At 32.7% G+C, this 24031-nt stretch carries 6 protein-coding genes and 2 pseudogenes; 7 read left to right on the top strand and 1 reads right to left on the bottom strand.

The genetic code is table 11. The features are described from left to right. Positions 1 to 232 precede the first annotated feature (232 nt). Both AAGD93_RS03455 and AAGD93_RS03450 read left to right on the top strand, forming a co-directional pair. Positions 233 to 4762, top strand: coding sequence for a hypothetical protein (locus AAGD93_RS03455; RefSeq protein ID WP_226079666.1), 4530 nt, complete (start codon positions 233 to 235; stop codon positions 4760 to 4762). Positions 4763 to 4771: 9 nt separating this feature from the next. Next, entirely contained in the window at positions 4772 to 16450 is an 11679-nt protein-coding gene (locus AAGD93_RS03450; RefSeq protein ID WP_341819867.1) for a DEAD/DEAH box helicase, read from the top strand. Between the two features lie 200 nt (positions 16451 to 16650). Here AAGD93_RS03450 and AAGD93_RS03445 read toward each other — a convergent pair. After that, positions 16651 to 17477, bottom strand: a pseudogene (locus tag AAGD93_RS03445) (IS630 family transposase). 394 nt (positions 17478 to 17871) lie between these two features. Between AAGD93_RS03445 and mutL the strand changes: the two are divergent. The 5 genes and pseudogenes from mutL (at position 17872) to AAGD93_RS03420 (ending at position 23945) form a co-directional block, all read left to right on the top strand. Beyond that, positions 17872 to 19743 (top strand): DNA mismatch repair endonuclease MutL, encoded by a 1872-nt coding sequence (mutL, locus tag AAGD93_RS03440; RefSeq protein WP_341819866.1) that lies wholly within the window; start codon positions 17872 to 17874, stop codon positions 19741 to 19743. A 68-nt stretch (positions 19744 to 19811) separates the two neighbouring features. Then, the gene (locus AAGD93_RS03435) at positions 19812 to 20750 is read left to right on the top strand and encodes a helix-turn-helix domain-containing protein (protein WP_264375354.1); all 939 of its coding nucleotides are present in this window, start codon (positions 19812 to 19814) and stop codon (positions 20748 to 20750) included. Positions 20751 to 20920: 170 nt separating this feature from the next. Then, positions 20921 to 21595 carry a RadC family protein gene (locus AAGD93_RS03430; protein ID WP_264953762.1) on the top strand — a complete coding sequence of 225 codons (675 nt, stop codon included), beginning with the start codon at positions 20921 to 20923 and terminating at the stop codon, positions 21593 to 21595. A 170-nt stretch (positions 21596 to 21765) separates the two neighbouring features. Continuing rightward, a pseudogene (locus AAGD93_RS03425) lies at positions 21766 to 22942 on the top strand (hypothetical protein). Between the two features lie 100 nt (positions 22943 to 23042). Then, the gene (locus tag AAGD93_RS03420) at positions 23043 to 23945 is read left to right on the top strand and encodes a helix-turn-helix domain-containing protein (RefSeq protein WP_341819865.1); all 903 of its coding nucleotides are present in this window, start codon (positions 23043 to 23045) and stop codon (positions 23943 to 23945) included. Positions 23946 to 24031 lie beyond the last annotated feature (86 nt).

The raw sequence follows: 24031 nt of genomic DNA, 5'->3' as shown, positions 1-24031 counted from the left end.
AGGTAAGCTAAATTTTTATAAGGAAAAAACAATAATTAACTAAAAGAGAGCGCTGGACGAAGCAACTTAATTGGTTTGCTATTTCAACCACCATAACTCAATTAACAAATTTTGGAAAAAAACACCGTGTTTTGAGAACCTTATTTATCGACATATAAAATTTTTCTTGCCTCTTTTCAAAGAATAAAACATCTTAAATTAAGAATATTGATAATTCTTTATAGGGGGTATTATGCACGTAGGAAATTCTAATAGTCAGCAGGTAAGTCAGAATTTGCTGTCTTTTTCAGCTAATTCCTCTGATGAGGAGTACTGTGATGCTAGTGATAAGGTTGAGAGATCTTCTATATCTTGTGAAAGTGATTCTGACCTGGAGTCTATTCCTACTGTATCACATTTTAAGCAGCATACTTGGAAAGACGGCAAATCTAAAAAAGTTGGCCAAAGTAGCTTTAATGAAAATAAGGGAACAAGGAAGTCATTTGGTGAAAATGGATATATAGAGGGACAATGGAAGAACAATCATTTGATAGAACTAGATTCGTGTCAATTTACTCATCCACATAATAATAAAACAGTTTATATTAGGAAGCAAAGTCCAGGTTATTTATTTACTTTTGATCAGGAAAACTTTATTGCAAGAGTAAGCTTCAACAAGATTGAAGAGTTAGATTTTGCTGGGCATCCTATAGATATAAAACGAAATTTTCTTGAAAAGCTTAAAATTACTAAAATTATAGAAGATGAATTATTAAATAACAGGGATAAAGCTTATGAACAATTTAAACAGTTTTTGCAGGATAGAAGTGGTAAAACTGCAGATAATCTTGAGTATGCAGAGGATCTTTTTCAGTTTTCTAAAAGATTAGAAGATTGGAGAAAGTTCTCTAGTAATATATCGATATTAGATGATGTAGTTAATAATCAGAACATTTCACGCGAGACAAATAGTAGTAGTCAACAATTGCTTAATAGAGAAAGAGCTCTGGATATAAGAAAGAAAGAGTTTTCTCGAGTTGATCAATTTTATACAAGGGATTTGCTGACAGGATTACAACAAATCTGTAAAGATGGAATAAATAATCACGGAAGTATCTTATATGACAAATATCTTTGGTCTATTTCTGTAATGGCTCCATCTGTTATGGTAGATCATTTATCTGACTTGCATGATAAATCGGTATTTTATATCAGTAATAAAGATATGGAGTTGTTTGCAGATCTTGTTGATATGATGAGTGAGCAACCTTTCCTGGATCTTGTAGGTGATTCATGGAATGCTTTATTTAAAAGGATAAAGGAAATGAGGGGAGAAGCACTAGGGAAACTTGCTTCTTCACAAAGTTTTACACCTTTAACTCATCCTATGTATTTTTATCTTTGTAAGAGCTTTCAGGAGCTAATTTTAGAGATTAGTAGTAAAACAGATATTTCTGTTAATGATCTACTGAAAAAAGACGGTCAAGGAAAATGGGGCTTAATACAAACTATAAATTGGCCATTAACTTCCTCTCTAAACCGCTCTCTCGAACAGCAATATCACTTTATCTTTACACTAATGAAACATTTTGAGCCCGGTTATTATTCTGACAAAAAAGAATTTGAATACAAACTTAAATCGTTACAGGACCCTGGTGATGAAACGTGGTTGCAACGTATAAAAAACTCTGTTTCCAATTTATTTGGCAATAATGAGTTATCATCCATATCTCAAGAGCGCTTAGCATGGATATATATTATTGACAGTGCAATTACTAATCTGCTTTCCGAAAAAGAATTAAAGTTATTTGAACCTCTCATACAAGGCTATATGGATTTTATTAAAAACACAGAAGGTGATCATTATGAGTCATTTCGAATAGCAACACATAATGTTATAAGATTTATAGCACAAACAAGTCCTTATCTTTCAAAAGAGATTTCAGTAATTGATCAAACTATTCTAACAAAACAAATAGAATCTATTAAGAAGGCGTTTTTAGATAAACAATCTGGTGATTTTAGAGATTTGGTAGATGTATATAATGAGTATTGGAAGAATAGGGAATCTATTTTAGAAAAAATTCCTGATAAATTTCCTTATGGGAAGTTCAAGCAAGACATGGAAGAAATACGTCAAACATTACTTAATATTGCAAGTACTGTACTTGATCAAAAAGCAAAATCACAAGAGTTAATTAAGTACTTTAGATCATTTAATGAGTTTTTAGAGGATTTAAATAGTATAGAATTCAGTTGGTTTATTAAAGGAACTAATAATGACTTAACTGAAGTAGAAGTAGCCAATAAAGATAAAAATTCATATAAGGTTTTAGATCCTGAAAATTTCATCAAAAAATATAAGGATAATATCCCTAATCACTACTTAATTGAAATCACTCAAGATCTATTAAATAGTGTAAGTAATTTACTTGAGCAAAAAAAATGGTCTGATGACGATAATTTGAGTGCAGCAAGTGAGTTACTGTCAGCAATTAAGAAATCTTTTCTTTATCTAAAGGAGCAACCTAACTACGTGTCTTTCGATATATTCAAAGAAGAAAGTACAAAGCCGTTTATTTCTGTAGTAGAGAATAGCATATCTTATGAGGATTTTAAAAAACGAATTGGTATCATAGGGGAATCTTTTTGGTATTTAAGAAAACAAGATGAGATTGATATAGACAAAGCTTTAGAGCTATATAGAAAAGAAAACAATAATAGCACAGTAGAAACACTAAGAGATTGCTATAACAGATACTTAAAAGAATTTAACTCCTATATACAAGAGACTTCTGACAAAAATTACCAAGATAAAATTAAATTTATTACTGAAAAGGTACGGGAGCAATCAAAACAAATTAAAATTGATGAATGGAACACAAAATTCAAGAGAGAAACTTTACCTGATCTTCTTGCTGGATTAGCTGCTGTGTGGTCTATACAAGAATCAAAGGATATTGCAAGTACAGGAAAAAGCTTAAAGCCACATTGTATTCAAATATTATGCATTTTGCGATTGTTAAGTGTTGATAAAGACTCTAAAGGTGTTGATAAGCATCTTGCGCAAGTCTTAACAGGGCAAGGGAAATCGCTTGTACTAGGTTTACTCTCTTCACTATTAGTATTGACAGGTCATAAGGTCAGAACTGTTTGTTATAGTGAATACTTAGCAACTCGAGATCAACAAGATTTTAACGGCTTTTTTAAGGAGTTTGGTATTGGTGACAAGATAACTTATGGTACATTTGAGAAGATGGCAAATGAAGTGATAAAGCCTGAGGTAAATGGCAAGAAGCAAGGTTTAAGAGAATTAGTTGAAGGTCTTATTTTAAATCACAGTGCGGAGCAATCTGGACAGATAAAGCAAGAGGATATTAGTAATACTACTCTTTTAATAGATGAAGTGGATGTTTTCTTTTCTGATCAATTCTATGGGAATACTTATGGTGCATGTAACACTATAGGTATTCCAGGACTAGCTAGTATTCAAGAAGAAATATGGGGAATGGCCAGCAAAAATTATGAAAAAAGTACTATTTTGAAAGCGGTAGAAGAATTCATTAAGAAAAAGATAGGAGAAAGAAATCAAAATTTTAAAGAATTTAGTAAATTTTTATTTAAACCTGGAAAATACTATCTTTTGAAAGAAGAAGATAATGTGGTTATTAAAAAAGAATATACTAATCATTCTCTCTATCAAGAACATCTAGAGAAAATGATTGATGCTGCAATAAAGGTTGCAAAAGGAAGTGATAAAGACTGGTACATTAACAACTATAAAATTAACGATAAAGGAATCATAAGTTATAGAAGAGACGATGGATTTTATTCCACTTTCACTTATTGCAGCTATTACAACGTATTTAATTACTTTAGGTTAAAGAAAAAAGACTTTGATTGTAAAAATTATGGGTATTTGAATATAGACTGTGGCAAAGTGTCTTATGCAGAATTGCCTAAGGAATATCCTCTTATCTTAGGAGTAAGTGGTACCTTGACTACGCTAGATGAGCATGAAAAAAAAGCGGTAAGAAAATCTTATAACATCAGAGAAAATTCCATCATGCCATCTTTTTTTGGTGATTCTCATTTGAAATTTAATTCAAGTGAAAATTTTACATCTCAGAATTCAGAAGAAGAATGGCTCAGTAAAATTTTTAATCGTGCAAACTCTAAGGTTGGTTCAGGACAATCAGTGTTAATATTTTTTGATACAGATGTAGAAATAAGAAAGTTTAAAGAAAAATTCTTCGGTAAATTTGATCGCTTACACATATTAACAGAAAATACGGAAGAGCATACCAAAGAAAAGTACATCGATGAGGCAGGTATTGCAAAAACAGTAACGCTAGCAACAAGAGGTATGGGTCGTGGTGTTGATTTTAAGTCTAGTGTTGCTGTAGAAAATAGCGGCGGGGTGCATGTTATACAGACATTCTTTTCACTTGATATAAAAGAAGAAACACAGATTAAGGGTAGAACTGCACGTAAAGATAATAAGGGTAGTTATGAGTTGATACTCTGTAAAGAACATTTGGTAAATGCTGGGTTTCTAAAAGAAGAAGAAAAAGAAATTACTATAAATTATGAAAGCTTGAATAAATCCAGAGAACAAAAAGTAAAAGAAAAAGGCTCAAACAATGAAAAAAGAATTAGAGAGTCAGAAAGTAATCATAAGACAACGATGGATTTTCTTGAATCTTTTTTTCAAAAAGAATGTAGCACTAATATAGATCAGCCATCTGTGGAACCAGCAGTAAGTAGACAACAAAATAGGTAGGAGTTATGTATGTTTAATGTTCAAAATCAACAGATTAGTGACAGTGGAAGAAATGTAAGCTCTGTTTTGAATATTGAGCAAGCTATTCAGTATTTAAATTCTTTGGGGAGTTGGGTAGGAAATGAGCCTTGGCTAGCAAACGTGTCAGAAGAATTAAATAAACGGTATAGAGAGCTAAGGAAGGACATAAGAGAAAATACTAATTCTTGGTCTTATTCACAGTATTATGAGCGTTTAGCTTACCACTATTATAACCTTGCGTGCTACTATAATGATGAGCTGTTTAATAAATATAAGGTTAACTTAGAAAGCGTAAAACAATGTTTAGAAAAATGTTTAGAGAAGCTTGCTGAAGTTTCTGGAGAAGGCTATTCAGACAGGACAAAAGAATTAAAGAATGATGCTGAAAAGTTTTTGACAAAAGTAAAGAAAATACATGAGCAGCAAGAAGATCTGCTGACAAAATATAGCACTTTTAATAAATTCAAAAAGTACACAAAATTATGTATTGTTTTAGGTAGTATAAATCAGGTTCCTTTGCAACAATGCTCTGCTGAGAATAGACAGCGGATTCAAAATATTCAGCTGTTAAAAGTCATTAATATGCTAGAAGATGCAATTACTGTACCTGAGTACAAAAATACTTTCATTACTGCAGAGCAGTCTGACTATTTAGGTCAAGTGTATCAATTGGCTGGCCAACCTGCACTGAGTATACGATATAAGAGAACTAGTGACAATCTCAAAAAAACTGTAAATGCAACGAAGGAACATAGTGATAAGAAACAGGAGATAAAAGATATTATTAGCAAAGAAGTTAAAGAGTATAGAAGTAATTTAGTACAAGTTAAAGATTATATAGAAGAAAGGCTTCATAGATCGCTTAGCACTATTGACAATGCTTATATTGAGAGAAAATATATAAAATATTGCGCAAGGCTTTGGCTACAAGAAACAACAAATTTACTAAAAGAACTGACTGAAAGTAAAAGCCGTACTGTTATTCAAGAAATTTTTAATTCACTAGATGACATACAGGGTTTTAGCCAGATTCCTAATCCTTTAAACCAACTTGAGTATTACACCCTTTTAATGGAGCACTATAAATTGGTTAGGAAAGAAGATGAAAAAGTTTTCATAAGTCGGTTTAAAAAAGAGTGCTTGGAACAAATAGTTGCCTATATTGATTCTGCTGAAAAAGAATTAGTTTTTCTAGAAACTTTTGTTGACTTTTTAAGTTCCTCTAAAAATCTTCAATCAATTATTGTTGAACTAGAATTAGAAGACTTTTGTCGTGGTGATTTATCGTTTGATAAGTTGATCAATAATATTATGAAGCTTGAAGTAGATACTTATGGTGAAAATCTTATAGTTTTGAAAAAAGTGACAGAAGGCTTAAAGGAGAAAGAAGATCTTTTTTTAATAGACAAGTTTAAGGAGGTTATAGGTGCTTATATAAAACCAGTAGAAGTACAAGAAAGAAGAATAGATGGTCGATTAGTTGTTGAAGTAACAGGTAAGAACATTGTTGTCAGTGAAATTTTATGGCAATTAGAAAATACACTTTCAGAGAATTCAAATATAGAGGAAGTACGCTTTGTTGGCGCTGATGTTATACATATTGATGCAGATTTTAAAAATAAAGTTTGGTACGGAAAGAATGTAGTTGTTTTAACCAAAACAATAAAAGTACATGATAAAGTAACCTGGAATGTATCTGGGAAAGATAACAATCATACCTATTCTGATAATGCAGGTACTGGAAAAGATGGTCATGGTAAACAAGGGGCAGATGGTTATCCTGGGGAAAGTGGTGGCAATGTCTTGATTCTAGTAGAGAAAATAGAAAATCCGGAAAATTTTACCATTATTTCAAATGGTGGTAAGGGTAGTAAAGGACAAGATGGTGGAAATGGAAGAGATGGTAAGGATGGAGTAGGTATTACAAAAACAGACTTTGATAATGAATTTCCTTCAGTTGTTAAGCTTGCTGCTCCACCAGGAGTTAGAAAGGAATTAGTCTCAAAAACTATTAAGAACATAAAGAAAAATTCCTTGATGATAAAAAACGAATTGTATAAAAACAGTGAAGACAGTTCAGCAGGTAATATTTTTATAGAAGTAACAAAAAATCAAGGAAATGAGGTAATTTTTTCTTATTGTCATGGTAGCCTTTCATTGCGCTATCAAGCTTTTCTTCTCTATAAAGGATCATTAGGGCAACCTGGAGGACATGGTGGAGAATATGGTTTAGGTGGTCAAGGAGGATATGCCGGAGAGATAATAGTAAGAAATCTAGAAAATAGCAGCAAGGAATTTGGCATTGTAAAAAATGCTACGCAAGTAGAAGAAGGAGAAAAAGGACAGGGAGGTCTACATGGTATCCATGGGAAAAATGGTTGGGATATGGGTTACTTGGACTATCAATCGTGGAAAGAATTTAAGTTTCGTGGTGGAGATCAAAACAGTAAATGTACACTAGAATATTATGATAAAGATAATGATCCAAGTGATCGAGTATGGTGTCCATATAAGGACAAATATGCTGGCATCAAGGCTACCAGTATTGAAAATAAAAAGCAAAAAAGGTGTGAAGAAAGAAAAAATACCAGACAAAACAATGACCGACAACATCACGCACAAGCTGTAAGGAAAAAAAACATTTCACAAAGTAGCATTTTAGCTAACTATTCTCATCATTTGAGCTCTATAGAAAGAAGTACGTTGCAGAATTTACAATCCGATTTAGAGAGTACTAAACAACATGCTTTGCAAGCAATTGTTGAAAATCAAGAGCAGCAGGAAAAGCAAACTACAGAATTAGGAATTAAGCGTCATTCTCCTTACAAGAACAAAAGTAAGCATCATAATGATATCTTTATTACAACATCTAGTACCACTTACAGAGAGACTATTGATGTTGAAAGTTTTATTGATAAGCTAAAAAAAGAACCATTGCTGCTAGACAATTGGTTTCAGTTAAAAAAGGCAGAACTTAATTTATCTCAGCTTAGTCAGTTATTTTTAGTTTTTGAAACCTTAAAAGGTAGCCCTCCTGAAACGAGTAGCTTACAAAATAATACAGAGCTACAAGACATAGAGAAGCTTTTGATTGATAAGTATAGACTTGCTACATTGCAAGAAATTGTAAAGCAATTACCACCTTATCAGGAGGTTACAAATAATGTAGAATTAACACCTGAAAATGCAGCAAGATATCTCATTGAAGCAAAAGGAAATGATAACAATATTTCTCACCATATTTTAGGAACTCTGAATCAATATCTTTATAAAAATAGTACAGAACAACATGAGAAAATTTCTAAATTCGGTAAAGAAGAATTACAGAATACAGAGAATAAAGCTTTAAAATACTCAATTAGAGCGTTTGTTTTAGAAGTAGGAAAATTAGAAGAGGAACATACAGATGTTAAAAAATATTATAACAAACATAAAAAATTTCTAAAAGATCAAGAACACAGTTTGAATATATTCTTTGAGGCGTTTAAAAGAGAGCTATCCCAGCCAAGACATGCAGAAGTATTTAGTTTATGGATTGAAAGTATTAAAGATAAATCTCTAAGAAGTAAGCTAGAAGAAAAAATACAAAAAGACGATTTTTTGAAGGCTCTTTATAATCGTTTTAATAATCAACTTAGACAAGAATATGATTGGAAAGAGTGTTGCAAAGATCAAGCTGTTCTTCAGAAATACGATGATTATATTCAAGAAAAAGGCTTATTATCAGAAAGCTATAGGGAATTATTAGCCTACATTTTCGATGTTAATATTAGATTATACGCTGAAAATCAAGATAATAAATTGTTTCTGCAAGGTGATCACAATCCTTCATCTAAGCAAATTATTCACATATTATGTAGAGATAATGAATTTATACAATTAAATATAGATGGAAACTACTTAAAGTTAGAGCAAGAGCGTAAGAAAAAAGATAATTTTTACGCAAGGATTCTTATAGAAATTGACCCATTTAAACAAAAACAAGAATTTGATAATTACTTAAAGAATAAAGCTTTTTTATCTAATAACAGTCCTTCAGAAGATGAACAATATTTTAATGAAGAGGAAGATATAGAAAAAATTATAGAATACTTTCCTGAAGGGGAAAAACAACAGTTAAAAGAGCGATTGAACAAAATTACATCTCAATATATTGGGCAGCAAGGAATTTTGCATAACATGTTGAAAAGCTTTTCTAGCGAAGGAAGACATGTATCCTCTCAAGAATTATATTGTTTAGTGAACTCAATTCTAACTTCTGTTATTGAAGATAAAAAAGAATTGAATATCTTTTGTTGGATAGTTGCAGCTTATCCTCAAAAGAGTTGGATAGATGAATTGATGTTATTACAACTCGAAGATTATTTCAAAAAAACATTAATAGAGAAACCTGAATGGAGAAAGTACTTATCGAAAATAGAAAGTAAGGACGTTTTACTGTTATTTAAAGTAAAGTTGGATCAACATAAATCAAGCAATCCTATTTCTACTCAATGCATTGAAGATATTCTGCATTTATTAAGTAATATTCCAAATGAAACAGTTAGTTTAGAAGGACTAGAGTTATCTGAGTGGCCTTATGCACTGAAAGAAAAATACTGGACATGCAAGCTATCAAAATTAGTAGATTGGCAAAAGGATGACTTACCAACAGCTTCTTACTATCTTTTATCTATAGAGAATATTTTTGGTGCTCTTTTATCGGAGAAATTTATAGAGGCTCTAGAAAAGAAAAAACAAGAATTGTCATCTGATAAGCTTACTAACATTTTATCTAATTTTCATAATGAAAAATGGAACTTAAGTACAGAAGAGTTAAATACCCTTAACAGTTGTAGAATTGATGATTGGGCACAGAAAATGCAGGAGAAGTTTACTGCTAATAAAGAAGAACGGAAGATAACTCAGTTAGTTGAACTAATTAAAAGTAATGCTAATACTTCGAAAGAAATTTTAAACAAATTGCCAAAAATTAAGAATTATATTGAAAGTATTGATAAGTATATAACTGCTGAAAAACCTATAGGTAGTTTTACGGAAGATGATATTAAAAATTGGGTAAAAGAATTTCAGAGCAATATGGGTGAAGGAAAGCAAGATGTAAAAGAGGAAATGCTTGCTGTAATATATAGAGCAATAGAGTTAAAAAAAGAATTAGAACTAAAAAGAGTATTTAAGCTTCGTGATACTCAAAAATTAACTGTATTGGCGTTATTGACAAATGATCGCAGCACCCTAGCACAAGTGTCTACTGGAGAGGGAAAATCATTAATTGTAGTAGCAGCATCAATTATGAAAGCACTTTGTGGAGAGAAAGTAGATGTTATAACTAGTTCTTCTGTATTGGCAAAACGTGATGCTGAGGATAATAGAGATATCTATAGTTTATTTGGTATTAATGTATCACATAACTGTAGTGAAGATATTGAAAAAAGAAAGGAAGCATATTCAGGTAATCAAGTGGTATATGGTGATTTATCTAATTTCCAGCGCGATTATTTATTAGATAAATTTTATGGGAAAAATATTTTAGGAGATCGTAATTTTAACAATGTAATTGTTGATGAAGTAGATAGTATGTTGCTCGATAAAGGTAACAATATGTTGTACTTATCTCATGATCTGGCAGGACTAGATAAGCTGGAATCTGTTTACATTTACATTTGGCAGTGGATTAATAGACCAGCTAGAGATAATAAAGAACTTTGCTATGCTTTTGATGCTAAAGCAATTAAAGAAGCAGTGATAAGTGACTTATATGGATTGGTGAAAAAAGAAGATATTGGAAAGCTTGGGTCTGAATTAAGCGAGCAGCAAAAAAATATTATGTGGGAACGTTTAATCAAAACTGAGATATTAGATGATCAGGGCAAATTGTTAAAAGGAAACATTAATGACAATGAACTTAATAAAGTACTTTCACCTGAATTTAATTGTTACAAAGATCGTTTTCTTTACCTTTTAAAAGAGTGCATTGAAAGAGAAAAATTTATACATGTTCCCAATAATCTCAGACCGTTTATTGAACAGCACTTAGAATCTTGGATTAATAATGCTATAACCGCGTTCTTCATGAAAGCAGGAGAGGATTATGTAGTGGATGTAGATAAAACCGGAAGTAGTCCAGATCGCAATCCTAATATTACAATTCTTGATAGAGATACAGGAACAGATCAAGCTAATTCTCAATGGGATGAAGCATTACACCAATTTTTACAACTCAAACATGGATGTAAATTATCTTTACAAAGCTTAAAAGCTGTTTTTATCTCTAATGTTTCTTTCTTTAAATTGTACAGTAACTTATATGGATTAACAGGCACCTTAGGGTCACAGAGAGAAAGAGATTTATTGCAGGAGATACATGAGGTAGACTTTGTAACTATCCCTACAGCCAAGTCTAAGCAATTTCGTGAGGAAAAACCTATTCTTTGTACTGGCAAAGATGAATGGATAAAGCGCATATGTAATGAAACAAAAAGGCTAACTGAGGAAAAAAAACGATCTGTTTTAATCATCTGTGAAACAGTAAATGATGTAGAGACTTTATACAAAGCTTTTGGAGGAAAGGATGCAAAACATGTTCATACATATACAAGAGATTACGAAGAGTTTGATAAAGGGTTTGAAATTGTTCAAGGTAACAAAGAGCTGGGGCAAGGACAGATTATTATTGCAACGAACTTAGCTGGCCGTGGAACTGACATAAAAATTACAGAAGAATTGAGGAAAGCAGAAGGATTACATGTTTGTTTAACTTACCTACCTAGCAATATTCGAGTTGAACAGCAAGCATTTGGGCGAGCAGCAAGAAGTGGAGACCAGGGTTCTGGTCAGTTAATCATCATGGATTCAAAAGGACAAGAATATAGTAACTCAAAAATACTTGATTTAAAGAAAGAGCGTGATGTGGAAGAATTACATCGTATATCTGACATTAAAGCTTACTATGATACTCAGATTACTATGGAAGAAAGCTGTTTTAAAGCATTCAAAGAGCAGTACGAACAATTGAAGAAAGACCTTGATGATAAAAAAGTACCTACTGAAGTTAAAGAAATTTTATTGCAGAGTTGCTTGGACAAATGGGCTTTCTGGTTAGATGAACACACTAAATATGTAAGAAATTTGACAGGTGAACAGGATAAAAGAAATCTTTACAACCTACTGGACAAATTTATCTCACGATTAAAGAATTTAGACACTGGGTATAGCGAAAAGTGGTTACCTTCGTATGAAGGACCTCCAACTCTAATTATTGAATATGATAGCACAAACTGGTTAGCCTGGGTTAAAGAAAATCCAATTCAAATGATTAAACTTGGAAAGTATCTCTCTCAAAATGAGGAACATAAAAATGCTCATAAAAATGCCCTTGAGCTGTTTGATGAGGTGATTAAAAAAGAGCCATATTTTTCTGAAGCAGCACGTTATTACAAGGCATTTGCATTAGTAAAGAAGGTTGATTTAGAACAAAAGCCTTTAAAAGAAGAAGATGAGAAAGTTTTGAAAGAATTTAAGCAAGAATTGCGAGAAGCTGCAAGGCTTTTAGATGAGCATAGTAAATTTGCTATCAATGCAGCAGGTATTATTGGTAAGATTAAGAAGAATAATAACGAAAGTATCATTCAAATCGACGCTTATGAAGAACAGCAAAAGAGCTTGGCTAACCTTTATTATATGTTTTCACGGTCTATAGATGATATTTTTGGACACACTATTACTCCACAATCTTTTGCTAATAATGATATTAAGGAAGAGCTGGCTGAAAGTCTATATAAGGATCTTCTTGAAAAGGGCATGCTAAAAAAGCCGAGAGTAAAAAAGAGCATTTCTGAAGAAGAGCTAAAAGTGATCAGTGCTGGCTATGGAGTATCAGTTGAAACATTAAAAATTTTTCTTTCCAAATATGAAGGGAAGGAAATTAATGAGAAAGAATTTCAAAAAGAATTAAAAAAAGAAGTACAATTGCCTAGCAGAGAAGCATTTTGGAAGTCATTGATTAAACAAAAAATCTTAAATGAAGAAGTTAAGTGTGTTGTAGTTAATAATGAAAAATTGAAAGAAACAGATCCTTCATTATTGGATCATCTGACTGGAAAAATAAACCAAAAAGAGTTAGAAAAGCAAACTCTAGAGCTCAATAATGAACAGATTCTTTTAAATGTAGAATGGGTTACACAACAGAAAAATAAAGGTAATATTTTTAAAAAAGATGATTTTATAAAGATTGTAGGCAAAGACAAATATAAAATATTGAAAGAGAGAGGAGTACTTTCATTTAACAGAAAAGCGCATATAGACCAAAGTAAAATTGAATCTATGACTTTTCCTTGTTACGATTCCATTACTCTGGAAGACTTTACTAAAGTAAATATCACTAAAAGTGAAGCTGAAAAAATTTTAGCAGAACTAGCTAAACAAAAGGTCATTGAAAAAAAGGATGGCTCAGAAAATAGTGCTTATGGACTAAAGATCAAATTTGATGAAATCAAACAAGTTCAGCTTTCTTTCTGTCCAGTTTATGAGAATGTCCTAAAAGGACTATTATCTACATGTTTTACCTATAGAATAGCCCTTCAAAAAATTGCAGTGCAGCTAGAAGAAAAAAACTTTCCTGTTCGTCTGCAATTAATAACAAAACCACATCAAAGTTTAGTCTTGGAATTATTAGAACAGAAAATTATCAGACCTACTATGGTAGCAACTAAAGATGAAGACTTAGAGGAAAAGTTGAAGAGTATATATAGTCAAAAAATGACTAAAGATAATTTTAAATGTATACTTTCTAAAAGTACACTCATTCAAGAAGAGTGTATAGAAAAGCTTTTTGGCTTCTTGGTTGAGAAAGGATGGATTACCCAGTACGATCCAATGCAGTCTATACAAGATGAGGGTATTAGCAAGGAAAACATTAAAAATGCTGGCAAATCTTTAGTACAAGATCTTTATTATATTAATAGCCCTGACAAAAGACAAAAACCTTTAAACTTTTTTCCCGAAGGAAGCCATGAAAACGTACTGACCAAGTTGCAAAGTATTGATAAAATAGTGGAAAAAGTTTTAGACAATCAATTACAACTAGCGAAAAAAGATACAATTAAAAATATTGTTAGCACCTTGAAAAGATCAAGAAGTTCATTGAAAGCTTTAAAGGTTCCTGATAGTAAACTAAAATCTCTAACTGAGTTTTGTGGTCAAGGTGAATTTGCAAATATAGAGGAAGTGCATGTCTTTTTTCTCAATGGATTAGATCAACTTTTACAATTAGAAGAGAAGAAATGGACACAAGAAATGCTTATCAACACTGTAGCAGTAACTGCTATGGGAGTAAGCCAAATAGCTGTAGGTACTGCTATAGAGTTATATTCAGTGGGTATTATGACCCATGTTGGTGCTGCATTTGTTAGCGAGGGTGTAAATGATCTCTTCTTTGCAGCAGGTGCTTTAAAATCAGGCCATTTTAGTTGGGAAGATTATAGACAACATAAGCTTGAAAGTTTAATGATGACAGCTGTTACTGTTGGTATAGGAGCTTATCTTTCAAGAGGTGCTAAGGTATCACGTTTTGGTCATAAACTAGCTGGACCTAATTTTGAATTTGGTAAGAAAGTAGCAGAAATGTCCGGAACTCGGCTGATTCAAACTGCAGGTTGGAAAGTAGTAGGAAAAGAAGTTGCAAAGCGTATTACATTAAAAACTATAGAAGGGTTAGCGCTTGGCTTAGCTAATGCAGGAGTTGATACACTCGTTGAAAATTACCTTCAAGCACTATGTGAAGGCATAGCCTCTGATATTTTGTCAGATATTGAACGCGAAGTAGAAGAACATAATATCTCTATAAGTTTAGAAAAAGCCTATAAAGTATTAGGAAGAGAAAGAGCAGAAAAAGTTATAGGTGACTTAACTAAGAGTGTCTTTACTAGGCAAAGTTATGTGGAAGAGTTTTTACCTATTGCCAACAAGATAGCTAGTAGTGTAACTCAAGGAATTGCAGAAGCTGTTAAAAAAAGAAGCAAAACAAGTAATAAGCTGGTATTACCTATTCATGCTATTAGTAAGATAATGGTTTGGTCAGAACGTTCTGTTCAGATTGCCAATATAATAGTGATTACTAATAATCTTTTAGGTAACTTAGATCAGGAAATAAAAGGTAGACTAAATAAGCTGGAAAAAGACTTAGAACGCAATCAAAAACAAGAAGTGGAGAAAGATTATGAGAGTTTTAAAAAAGGAGTAATTGATCAGTGGAAATCATTGCTTCGCGAAAAGGCTGGGCAAATTATAGCACGGCATATTGTGAGCCCTGTCCTTAAAGAAGGCGCTAATCATCTGGTTAGATGTATTGGAAAAAAAGTGCAAGAAGCATATCAGTCTTACAAAGAAAGTGGGTATTTTGAGCGCTTTGAAGGATTGAAACAGGAGCACAAGGAAAAGCTACAGAGTGAACAACAATGTGACAATACATCTAAAACAGAAAACCATATTACGGAAAAATATCATAAAGATTTGCGAAAGTTGATGATTAAAACTAGAAATCCTGACTTGCTCGCAGATATAGTCCGAGAAAACATTCCAATGGATATGATATGTGTTAGTGCGTGTACTCAAGTAGTATATAAGATACTAAAAGAGCAGAGAGTTGTAATTTCAGGACTAACCATTATTGTCGAAGGAGATGGTGGTATAAGACAAGAATTTTCCTCTATGTCTGAAGGATCAGAAAGGATAATTATTCCACTTGAGCTCAAAGATAATCATTTTGAGTTTTGTGGAAGCATCACATCAGAAAACAATAGAAGTAGTGAATCAAAAAATAATTGCTTATATGAGGCTTTATCAGAAGCTATACCTGAATTAAAAAATATAATATCACCAGAAGGATTCAGAGATAAGGTAGCTGATTGTATTAAACATGATAAAGGAATACGGTATCACATTCAGCAAGGCTGGCACCGGCTTCCTATATCTCTTGGTGCGTTTGGTGGTGCATCTGCAAGAAAGCGTTCGAAGGTAATACATGATTTTGAATCGTCATCCTTTGATAATGAAGAGTTTCTTGGTTACGAAGAATATCAATATAGGGAACGTAACGTATCTGATCACCTAGAAGACCGTTTTACACGCTTTTTTCGTATTGGTGGAATAATACAAAGAGCTTCTGAACAAACAAATATACTAAGGAATCAAGTAGTCAAAAGTGGATCAAGTAAATCTCAAGATCAGAGTAGCAACAAAGGAAGAGAAATTCATGCAGCGCATGTAGTCAGACTTGGTGAGATTAATCACGAGATGGTAAAACAATCTGAACAGCTTTATAATGAATTCGTAAATTTTCTAGGTCATACACAAAATGTTCCAAAGTATGCAAACGAGTGGCATGGAATAGGTGGAGATATAGATAAGTTTCAATCAAGGAATCTAAAAGAATTAGGTAAGATAAATTTTAGAGAAAGCCTTACCGTAGAAGATGCAAGTATAATAAAAAGCGTAAAGGAGGATTTTATAGCCGTACTAGATACCCGAATTAATGGAGGAAAGCTTGATAGTGGAAAGAAGTCGGAGCTCATAAAGGTAAAGACAGCTTTAACTAATACTACAATTGAAGCAGTGTTTGAAAAAGGAAAAAAAGGTTATTTAGGTGAAGGCATGAATGCGTATCGATAGGCAACTACTTGCTATTGAATTTTAACGAATATTGCAAGATTAATCGGGGATTATTCTATCTATCGTTCTCTACATTTTTATTACGGAAAGTTCAAATTCTAAATTAGGAGGAAATAGAGAAGCAAGTAAGAGAAGTTCCACAATTTTTAATCCACAGCTAAATGAGGAGTTATAGCTTTTTACCCAATAGTGAGAACATCTCATAAAAAAGCAGAATCGACAGCTTGACGAAAAGATTTGAACAGAGGTACATTATTTCTGGCTCGGTTTTTTATAGTAAACCAATAATGCTCAATTTTATTAAAATCTGGAGAATAAGGAGGAAGATACAGAATCTCTGCACCAATACCTTTGGCAAATTCACTTGTTTTCTTGGATTTATGAAAAGTTGCATTATCCAAAATCACTGTTTGCTCAGACTGTAATATTGGTACCAAAAATTGCTCGAATCAGCCATTAAAAACCTCTGTATCACAATACCCTTCAAAGGTCATAGGTGCAAAGATTTTTCCCTTACTTAAAGCTGCAATCATGCTGAGTTTTCTTACCTGATTTTAGTGTATGAAACCTTTCTCCCTTTCTGCAATATCCGTATATTCTGTATTCTCTATACCAGATTCATCAATATATCAAATTTTTAGGGGACTCTGCCGATATGACTTTCAAAAATTCAGCACGTTTTTCTTCATTTCTTTCTTTATATCAATAAGTCTTTTTTTGCGTTTAAATCCACTTTTTTTAGAGCTGTATGAATCGTTTGATGACTATATATTGCCTCAGCACCTCTGATTGTGTTTTACCGCCGTGTTTTTTTATAAATTCTGCAAACGCATTCCAATCGGTGATTTTATGATTATAGCCTCTACTTCTCAGTTTCTTCGATTCCTGTTTCTTTCCGCCTTTTCTCCCATTTGTACAATGTTACTCTACCGATTTTGAACCTCTTTGCTACTGCTGTTTTACTCTCTCCTTCATCTAACGCCTGAATGGCTTTTTTCCTTAAGTCATAACTGTACGCTGCTGGCACTTTTACCTTCTTATTACCCTAAATCTCTATTTTATTCTGTTGCCACTATTATTAGAAGGGCTATAATTCAGTAAAATTTAAGAATTTTAATAGTTTAGCAGCATGAAACACGCAATAAACTGCCACTTTTAAATTTGATCAGACTTAATTAAAAAAGACAAGATTTTCAATAATTTGCCAAAATCTAATCCAGAATTCGGGTTGAAAACATGGCAAAAATTAGATGAAACTGCTTTACAACATAGTATAAGCTTACAATGGGTAATATGTATAATTAGAAAGCAAGCTATAGGAAGAAAACTAAAATACAGAAATCAGAGACACCAAAAAAGAGATATAAATTTTAGACAAAGTAAGTCATGAAGGGTATATTTTACTTTCAATCAAAGCTTCTATGGCAATAATTCTTTTAGATACAAAAACAATAAACCGTATAGCAGCGGGTGAAGTAATCGAAAGGCCAGCAAGTGTAGTAAAGGAATTAGTAGAAAATGCAATAGATGCTGGAAGTTCAAAAATAGAGATCAAAATAGAAAGTGGTGGGCGCAATCTTATAACTGTGACAGATAATGGAAATGGAATAGAAAAGGAAGATTTGGAACTTGCGTTTATGCGCCACGCTACTTCAAAATTAAGCGATAGTGAGTTAATAGAAATCAAGCACCTTGGGTTTAGAGGAGAAGCTTTGCCTTCAATTGCAGCAGTAAGTAGAATGAAATTATCGTCTAAGGCAAGTGGAGCAAAGGAAGCATGGTCTATAAGGTATGAAGGAGGAGAAAAAGTAGGAGAAGTTATCCCTTGTTCTCTATTGGAAGGTACATATATTGAAGTTCGTGACTTATTTTTTGCGACTCCAAATAGACTAAAATTTCTAAAAACCGAAAGGGCAGAAACACAAAGTATTGTTGATATTGTGAATAACTTAGCGATGATTAATTATAGTATTGGGTTTACTCTCACTTCCGGTAATAAAAAGCTCTTAAAATATGTTAAGCAAACTTCATTATTTAACAGATTATGTGAAGTAGAAGAAGAATTTCAGAGCAATTCGTTGGAAGTTAAAGAGGAAGAAGAAGGCATCAAACTTAAGGGACACATCTGTAAACCTAATGTCAATCGTAGCAACTCAACTCAGATTTATACGTTTGTTAATGGGAGGCCAAAAAAAGACAATCTACTTGTTGGTGCAATTAGATATGCGTATCACGATTTTATTCCAGACAATAGGTATCCTTTTGCAGTGTTGCATTTAGAAGTACCATATGACCAAGTAGATGTAAATGTGCATCCAAATAAATCGGAAGTAAGATTTCAAAATAAGAGGTTAATATATGAAATAGTGAGAAGAGGGCTAATAAAAGCGTTGTCAATGAGAATAGGTACCTCTTCAGTGAGTGATATTGATGGATCTAGGTGTCAAGGTATTGGAGAAGAACTGGGTGGTTCGCCTCTTGATGTTAGTGAAAGTCAAAGGAATAATGAGCGTGTTAATAATGGAAAAAGCAGAGAAGTAAAGGGTCGAAAAGAATTTTACGAAAGGAGGCCAAATCTTTTAGAAAATCGTCTAATGAAAGAATTCAATGCACCAGATGAAAGAAGGCAAAGCTTACCAGAAACGTTTAAATATGGAGAATCTCCACCCCAAAAGGGAACGATGGTTTTAGAAAGGAAGCAAATTGATTTAATAGCGGATCATCCTCTAGGATATGCACGCTGTCAGGTCTACAATACTTACATTATTGCTGAGGCTAAAGGCAAATTAATTATAGTAGACCAGCACGCAGCTCATGAGAGGTTGATCTATGAGTGCTTAAAACAAAAATCAAGCATAAAAAGGCAAAAGCTTCTTCTTCCTGAAATAGTCGAGATTAAAAACCAAGCAGGAATGGAGATGGTTGAAATGTATAAAGATAAGCTTTTCGAAATGGGTTTTGGTATTGAAATAGAATCAGAAGATAAAGTAAGGGTGAAAGAAATACCTGCAATTTTAGGAACAATAAATGTGAAAGAGATGGTGATGAATATAGTTGATAGATTAATGGAGATAGGAGATACGCTACCTATAGAAGAAAAAGTGAACAAGATACTAGCTACCATTGCGTGCCATGGGTCAATTAGAGCTGGAAGGGAAATGAAGTTGGAGGAGATGAATGAGTTGATGAGACAAATGGAGGAAACACCTTATGCTGGGCAATGCAATCACGGAAGACCAACGTATATAGAAATGAAACTAAGTGATATAGAAAAATTGTTTGAAAGGAGATGAGTTCAGTTTGTCAAAAAGGTTCCCAATTAAGTATACGTAACAGCTCTTCTGGTTATGGAGTATAAAATGTGAAAAAAGAGAATAAATGCTCTAATTTTTTAGATTACAAAGTAATAGGACAGGAAGTAAGAAATCGTAGGTTAGCAAAGGGATATACTCAAAAAGATTTAGCAAAAAAAATCGATACAACATATCAGGTAATACTGCAATATGAAAAAGGAACACGCAGAATTTCAATTAAGAAGTTATATGAATTAGCAGAAGCATTATCAACAACTGCTAGAGATCTAGCTTGCGGACAAGAAGTATCAAATGAGGAAAGGTATGAGGAAGAAGAGATATTAAATCTAGTAAGAAGACATAAAGAGATTAAGGACCAAGAATTACGTGAAACGTTTTATTTATTAACTAAATTCATCCGTATTAGTGAGGAAGAAAGTGGAAAGGCAGTAAAAGTAGAGGTGGCAAAGGGTTTAGTTAAGGAAGGAGTTTCTGCTCATGTTATCTCTCAAACGACCAGTTTATCTATTGATGAATATGATAATGATGAGAAAAAAATTTCTATTCCGTATAAAGTAGGTCAAAGAATAAAAGAATGGAGGTTGAGAAGAGGATACACTCAAGAAGATTTAGCAAGTAAAGTAGGCATAATAAATCAAAGAATATATGAATATGAACAAGGACGAGCTGCTGTTTCACTTGAAATGTTAGATGAAATAGCAAAGGTACTATTAATTAATATTACAGGTCTGCTTCCAGAAACAAGAGAAAATGAGAATAGTGAAGTGGAACTATCAAGGTTAATAGAAGAATACAAAAAGATTAAAAGCCAAGAATTACGTCATGTACTAATAAAATCTCTGTTTGAAAGCATACAAGTTTGCAAAGAGAAAGTGAAGAGAGTAGAAAAGATGAAAATTGCAAAGAATTTAGTTAAGGAAGGAATTTCTATCAATATTATTTTAAAAACAGTGGGCATCTCTTTAGACGAAATTCAACAAATTTAAAATAAAAAAATCAGTATCTATTAACATTTTTACTTTTTAATGAAAAAATAAATAAAAAAGATTTAAAAATTGATTTGACTTCACTCAAAAGCTATGGCTTTATGCCAATGCTGACAAAAAACAGCAGTAAATATATAAAAACATTTTGTTATTAGTGAAGGGTAATTTTTATGAATAATAAGAAAAGTAGTAAGGATCGTAGAGAAGAAATAGAATTCAGAGCATTAGAAAGCAACGGTAAAGCTCTACTTGATCGTGAAGTAATAGAAACGTTTCTAAGTGCAGTGCATGACAGGGAAGAAGCTCGAATTATTGCTAGAAAGCTAATAGATAGTTTTGGAATAGGAGGAGTTTTAGGCCAGGAAATAGATGATTTGAAAACTGTAGAAGGGATAACTGACTCTACAGTAGCAGTAATTTTATGCCTAAAGGAAGCTGCAAAAAGAGTACCAAGAGAAGAGTTAAAAAAAGGACCTGTAATGGATAACTTGGAAACCATCGTAAAATATTTAAGGGTGAGTATTGGTTATTCAGAGGAGGAAAAGATGAAAATAATATATTTTGATCAAAAGTGCCGTTTAAAGGGGGAAGAAGTGTTTACTGGTACAGTGGATAAGGTACCTTTTTACATAAGAGAAGTAACAAGAAAAGCATTAATAAGAAAAGCGACGTCAATAATAATATCGCATAACCACCCAGAAGGAAGGTTAAAGCCATCTGATGAGGATGAAGCTGTAACTAAAGACTTGGCTAAAGCTTGTCAGACTATAGGGATTAGGTTGCTGGATCACATTATCATCACAAGTGTTGGGTATTTTAGCTTTAAAGAGCAAGGACTGTTATAAAGCAGATGTTTGAAGATTTTCATGAGTTGTTTAACTACTTGAATGAAGAAAGTATTTGCAATCACATTAATTATTGCTTATAATTAATGAGAAAGTATATATTGAATTAATAATAAAGTAATAAAGTCGGTTATAGACTTAGTAAAGTATATTTAATAGCGGAGGCTAATATGAGTAATAAAATAATTGTACCTTTTGATGATCAAGAAGGAGGTACTTACGAGTTAAACATTGATCTTATCAAAAGGTGAGGTGTTAAATGCTATTGTAGGAATTGGTCGTACTAAGGAGCAATCCACCTTTGTAAGCAAAATTAATAAGGCTAAAAAGCCTGAAGAAATAGCACCTTTCCCTGGTAGAGAAGTTCGCGAAAACAAAATCAACTATGGGAAAGGATTTGACTATGTTTATGGCACAAAACCTGTAAGTGATCAAGAAGATAAAAATCCATTTGCTTCAGCTTTGAAAAAAATAAAGCCGAGTGCAGAAACTTTGAGCTGGTTAAAAAGTGAAGTGGTAGAGGCAAAGAATGTAAATGAATTGCACAAAGTTATAGACAAAGTACTAGCCTCAGGAGCAAGAATAAATGCATGTGATGACGGGGAATGGAGTTTTGCAGAGTATGTAGTATTAGGTACACATTTTCATAAATTTGATAAGGTTGATCGTAAAAAGCTAATACGTAAATTAATGCTAAGCGGTGCAGAGTTTCATGATACTTTATTGGAGAATAAATTGATAGGTGAAATCTATAATGAGCTACAGCAAGAAGTTCAGCCACAGATAGATGAGAGACTAGAAGAACTAGAGAAAGCTGGCGAAAGTGCTCTTCAAGAAGGAGAATTAATAGATATTGAGATAGACAATACAACATCGTATATAGAGTTCTCTGAAAATAGTAAGATAGAAGTAGCCAAAATACTGAGAGATTTAGGAAGTAATATTTTAAAAATTGGCAATGATGCAGTTGAGGTTAAAAGTGAGAAGGGAGGTATAAGAAACTATATCGATATGTCAGATGAAAGCTCTATTATATTAGAATTTCCTACAAGCATTGGTCAGCTAAATATTATATTGTACCACGATGTAAAAAAATATGATCAAGTACAAGTGAGAGTAGAAAACAAAGAAATGTGGGCTGAGTTACAAAAAAGAGGCGAAGAAATAGGAAAAAACTGCCTTTTTGGAGGAGTGAAACTTCAAGAAGCAGTAGAGAAAGGTAATTTCACTAGATGTGGCATATGGAGTGAAAAGTATGCTATAAAAGAGGTTAGCAATAATGAAGTATTGTCTCCGTGGGTAAATAGAATACGTGAAGGTAGTAAAGAAACCTTTAGAGAACTTTAATGCGTCTACAGGCAACTTTAAGGTTCCAGAGGTTTTTTCTTGCCGTTATATCTGGAGCCTTTGAGCTATAGTAGAAGATATTATATGTATGGTTCTTTGTATGGAAAAAAATCTAGACTGTGAAGTAGGGCAAAAAGTGAAAAGTTGGAGGTTAGAGAGAGGGTATACTCAAAAGGATTTAGCGGAGAAGGTTGGTGTAAAGTACTGGGCAATACTGCAATATGAAAAAGGGAGTCGTAAAATTCCAATTAAGAAGTTATATGCCATAGCAGAAGCATTATCAGTGAATGTTAAAGGTCTAGTTTGTGGAGAGACACTACCAAATGAAAAAAGATATTTTGAAGATGAAGAAATATTAAATTTAGTAAAGGGGTATAAGGATGAAGAATTAAGCGAGGTATTTTATTTATTAACCAAATTTATTCGTTTGAGCGAGGAAAGAAGCAGAAAAGCGGTAAAAATAGAAGTAGCAAGGGGTTTGATGAAAGTAGGAGTTTCTGCTCATGTTATCTCTCGAACAACTAACCTATCTATTGGTGAGTATGAGGAGAACAAAATTTCGGTTCCATACAAAGTAGGGCAAAGGATAAAAGAGTGGAGATTGATACGAGGATATACACAAAAAGATTTAGCGAATAAAGTTGGCATAACAAATCAAGGAATATACGAATATGAACAAGGGAGAGCTGCTGTTTCACTTGAAATGTTAGATGAAATAGCAAAGGTATTATCAATCAGTATCATAGATCTACTTCCCGAATCAGATGAAGAAGTGGAAGAAAAGCTATCAAATTTGATAGAAGAATACAAAAAGATTGAGAGTCGGGAATTACGCGATATGCTAATCAAGTCTTTATTTAAAGGTATACATGTTTGTAGAGAAAAGGTCAGAGAGGAAAAGAAGATTGAAGTTGCAAGGAATTTAGTGAAAGAAGGAATTTCTGTTGATATTATCTTGCAAACGACAGGCTTATCAAATTATATGATTGAGAAATTTTTGTGATTTCATAAAAACTTAGCCAATAGTGGATTTTTTTGTGATAGAATATATGTTTGCTTCTGTAGGAAAAACAGCTTTTAGAGGATTTA

It is taken from the genome of Wolbachia endosymbiont (group A) of Brachyopa scutellaris, assembly GCF_964026995.1.
Lineage (GTDB): Bacteria > Pseudomonadota > Alphaproteobacteria > Rickettsiales > Anaplasmataceae > Wolbachia > Wolbachia pipientis.
This window is presented reverse-complemented; position numbering and strand designations above follow the sequence as displayed.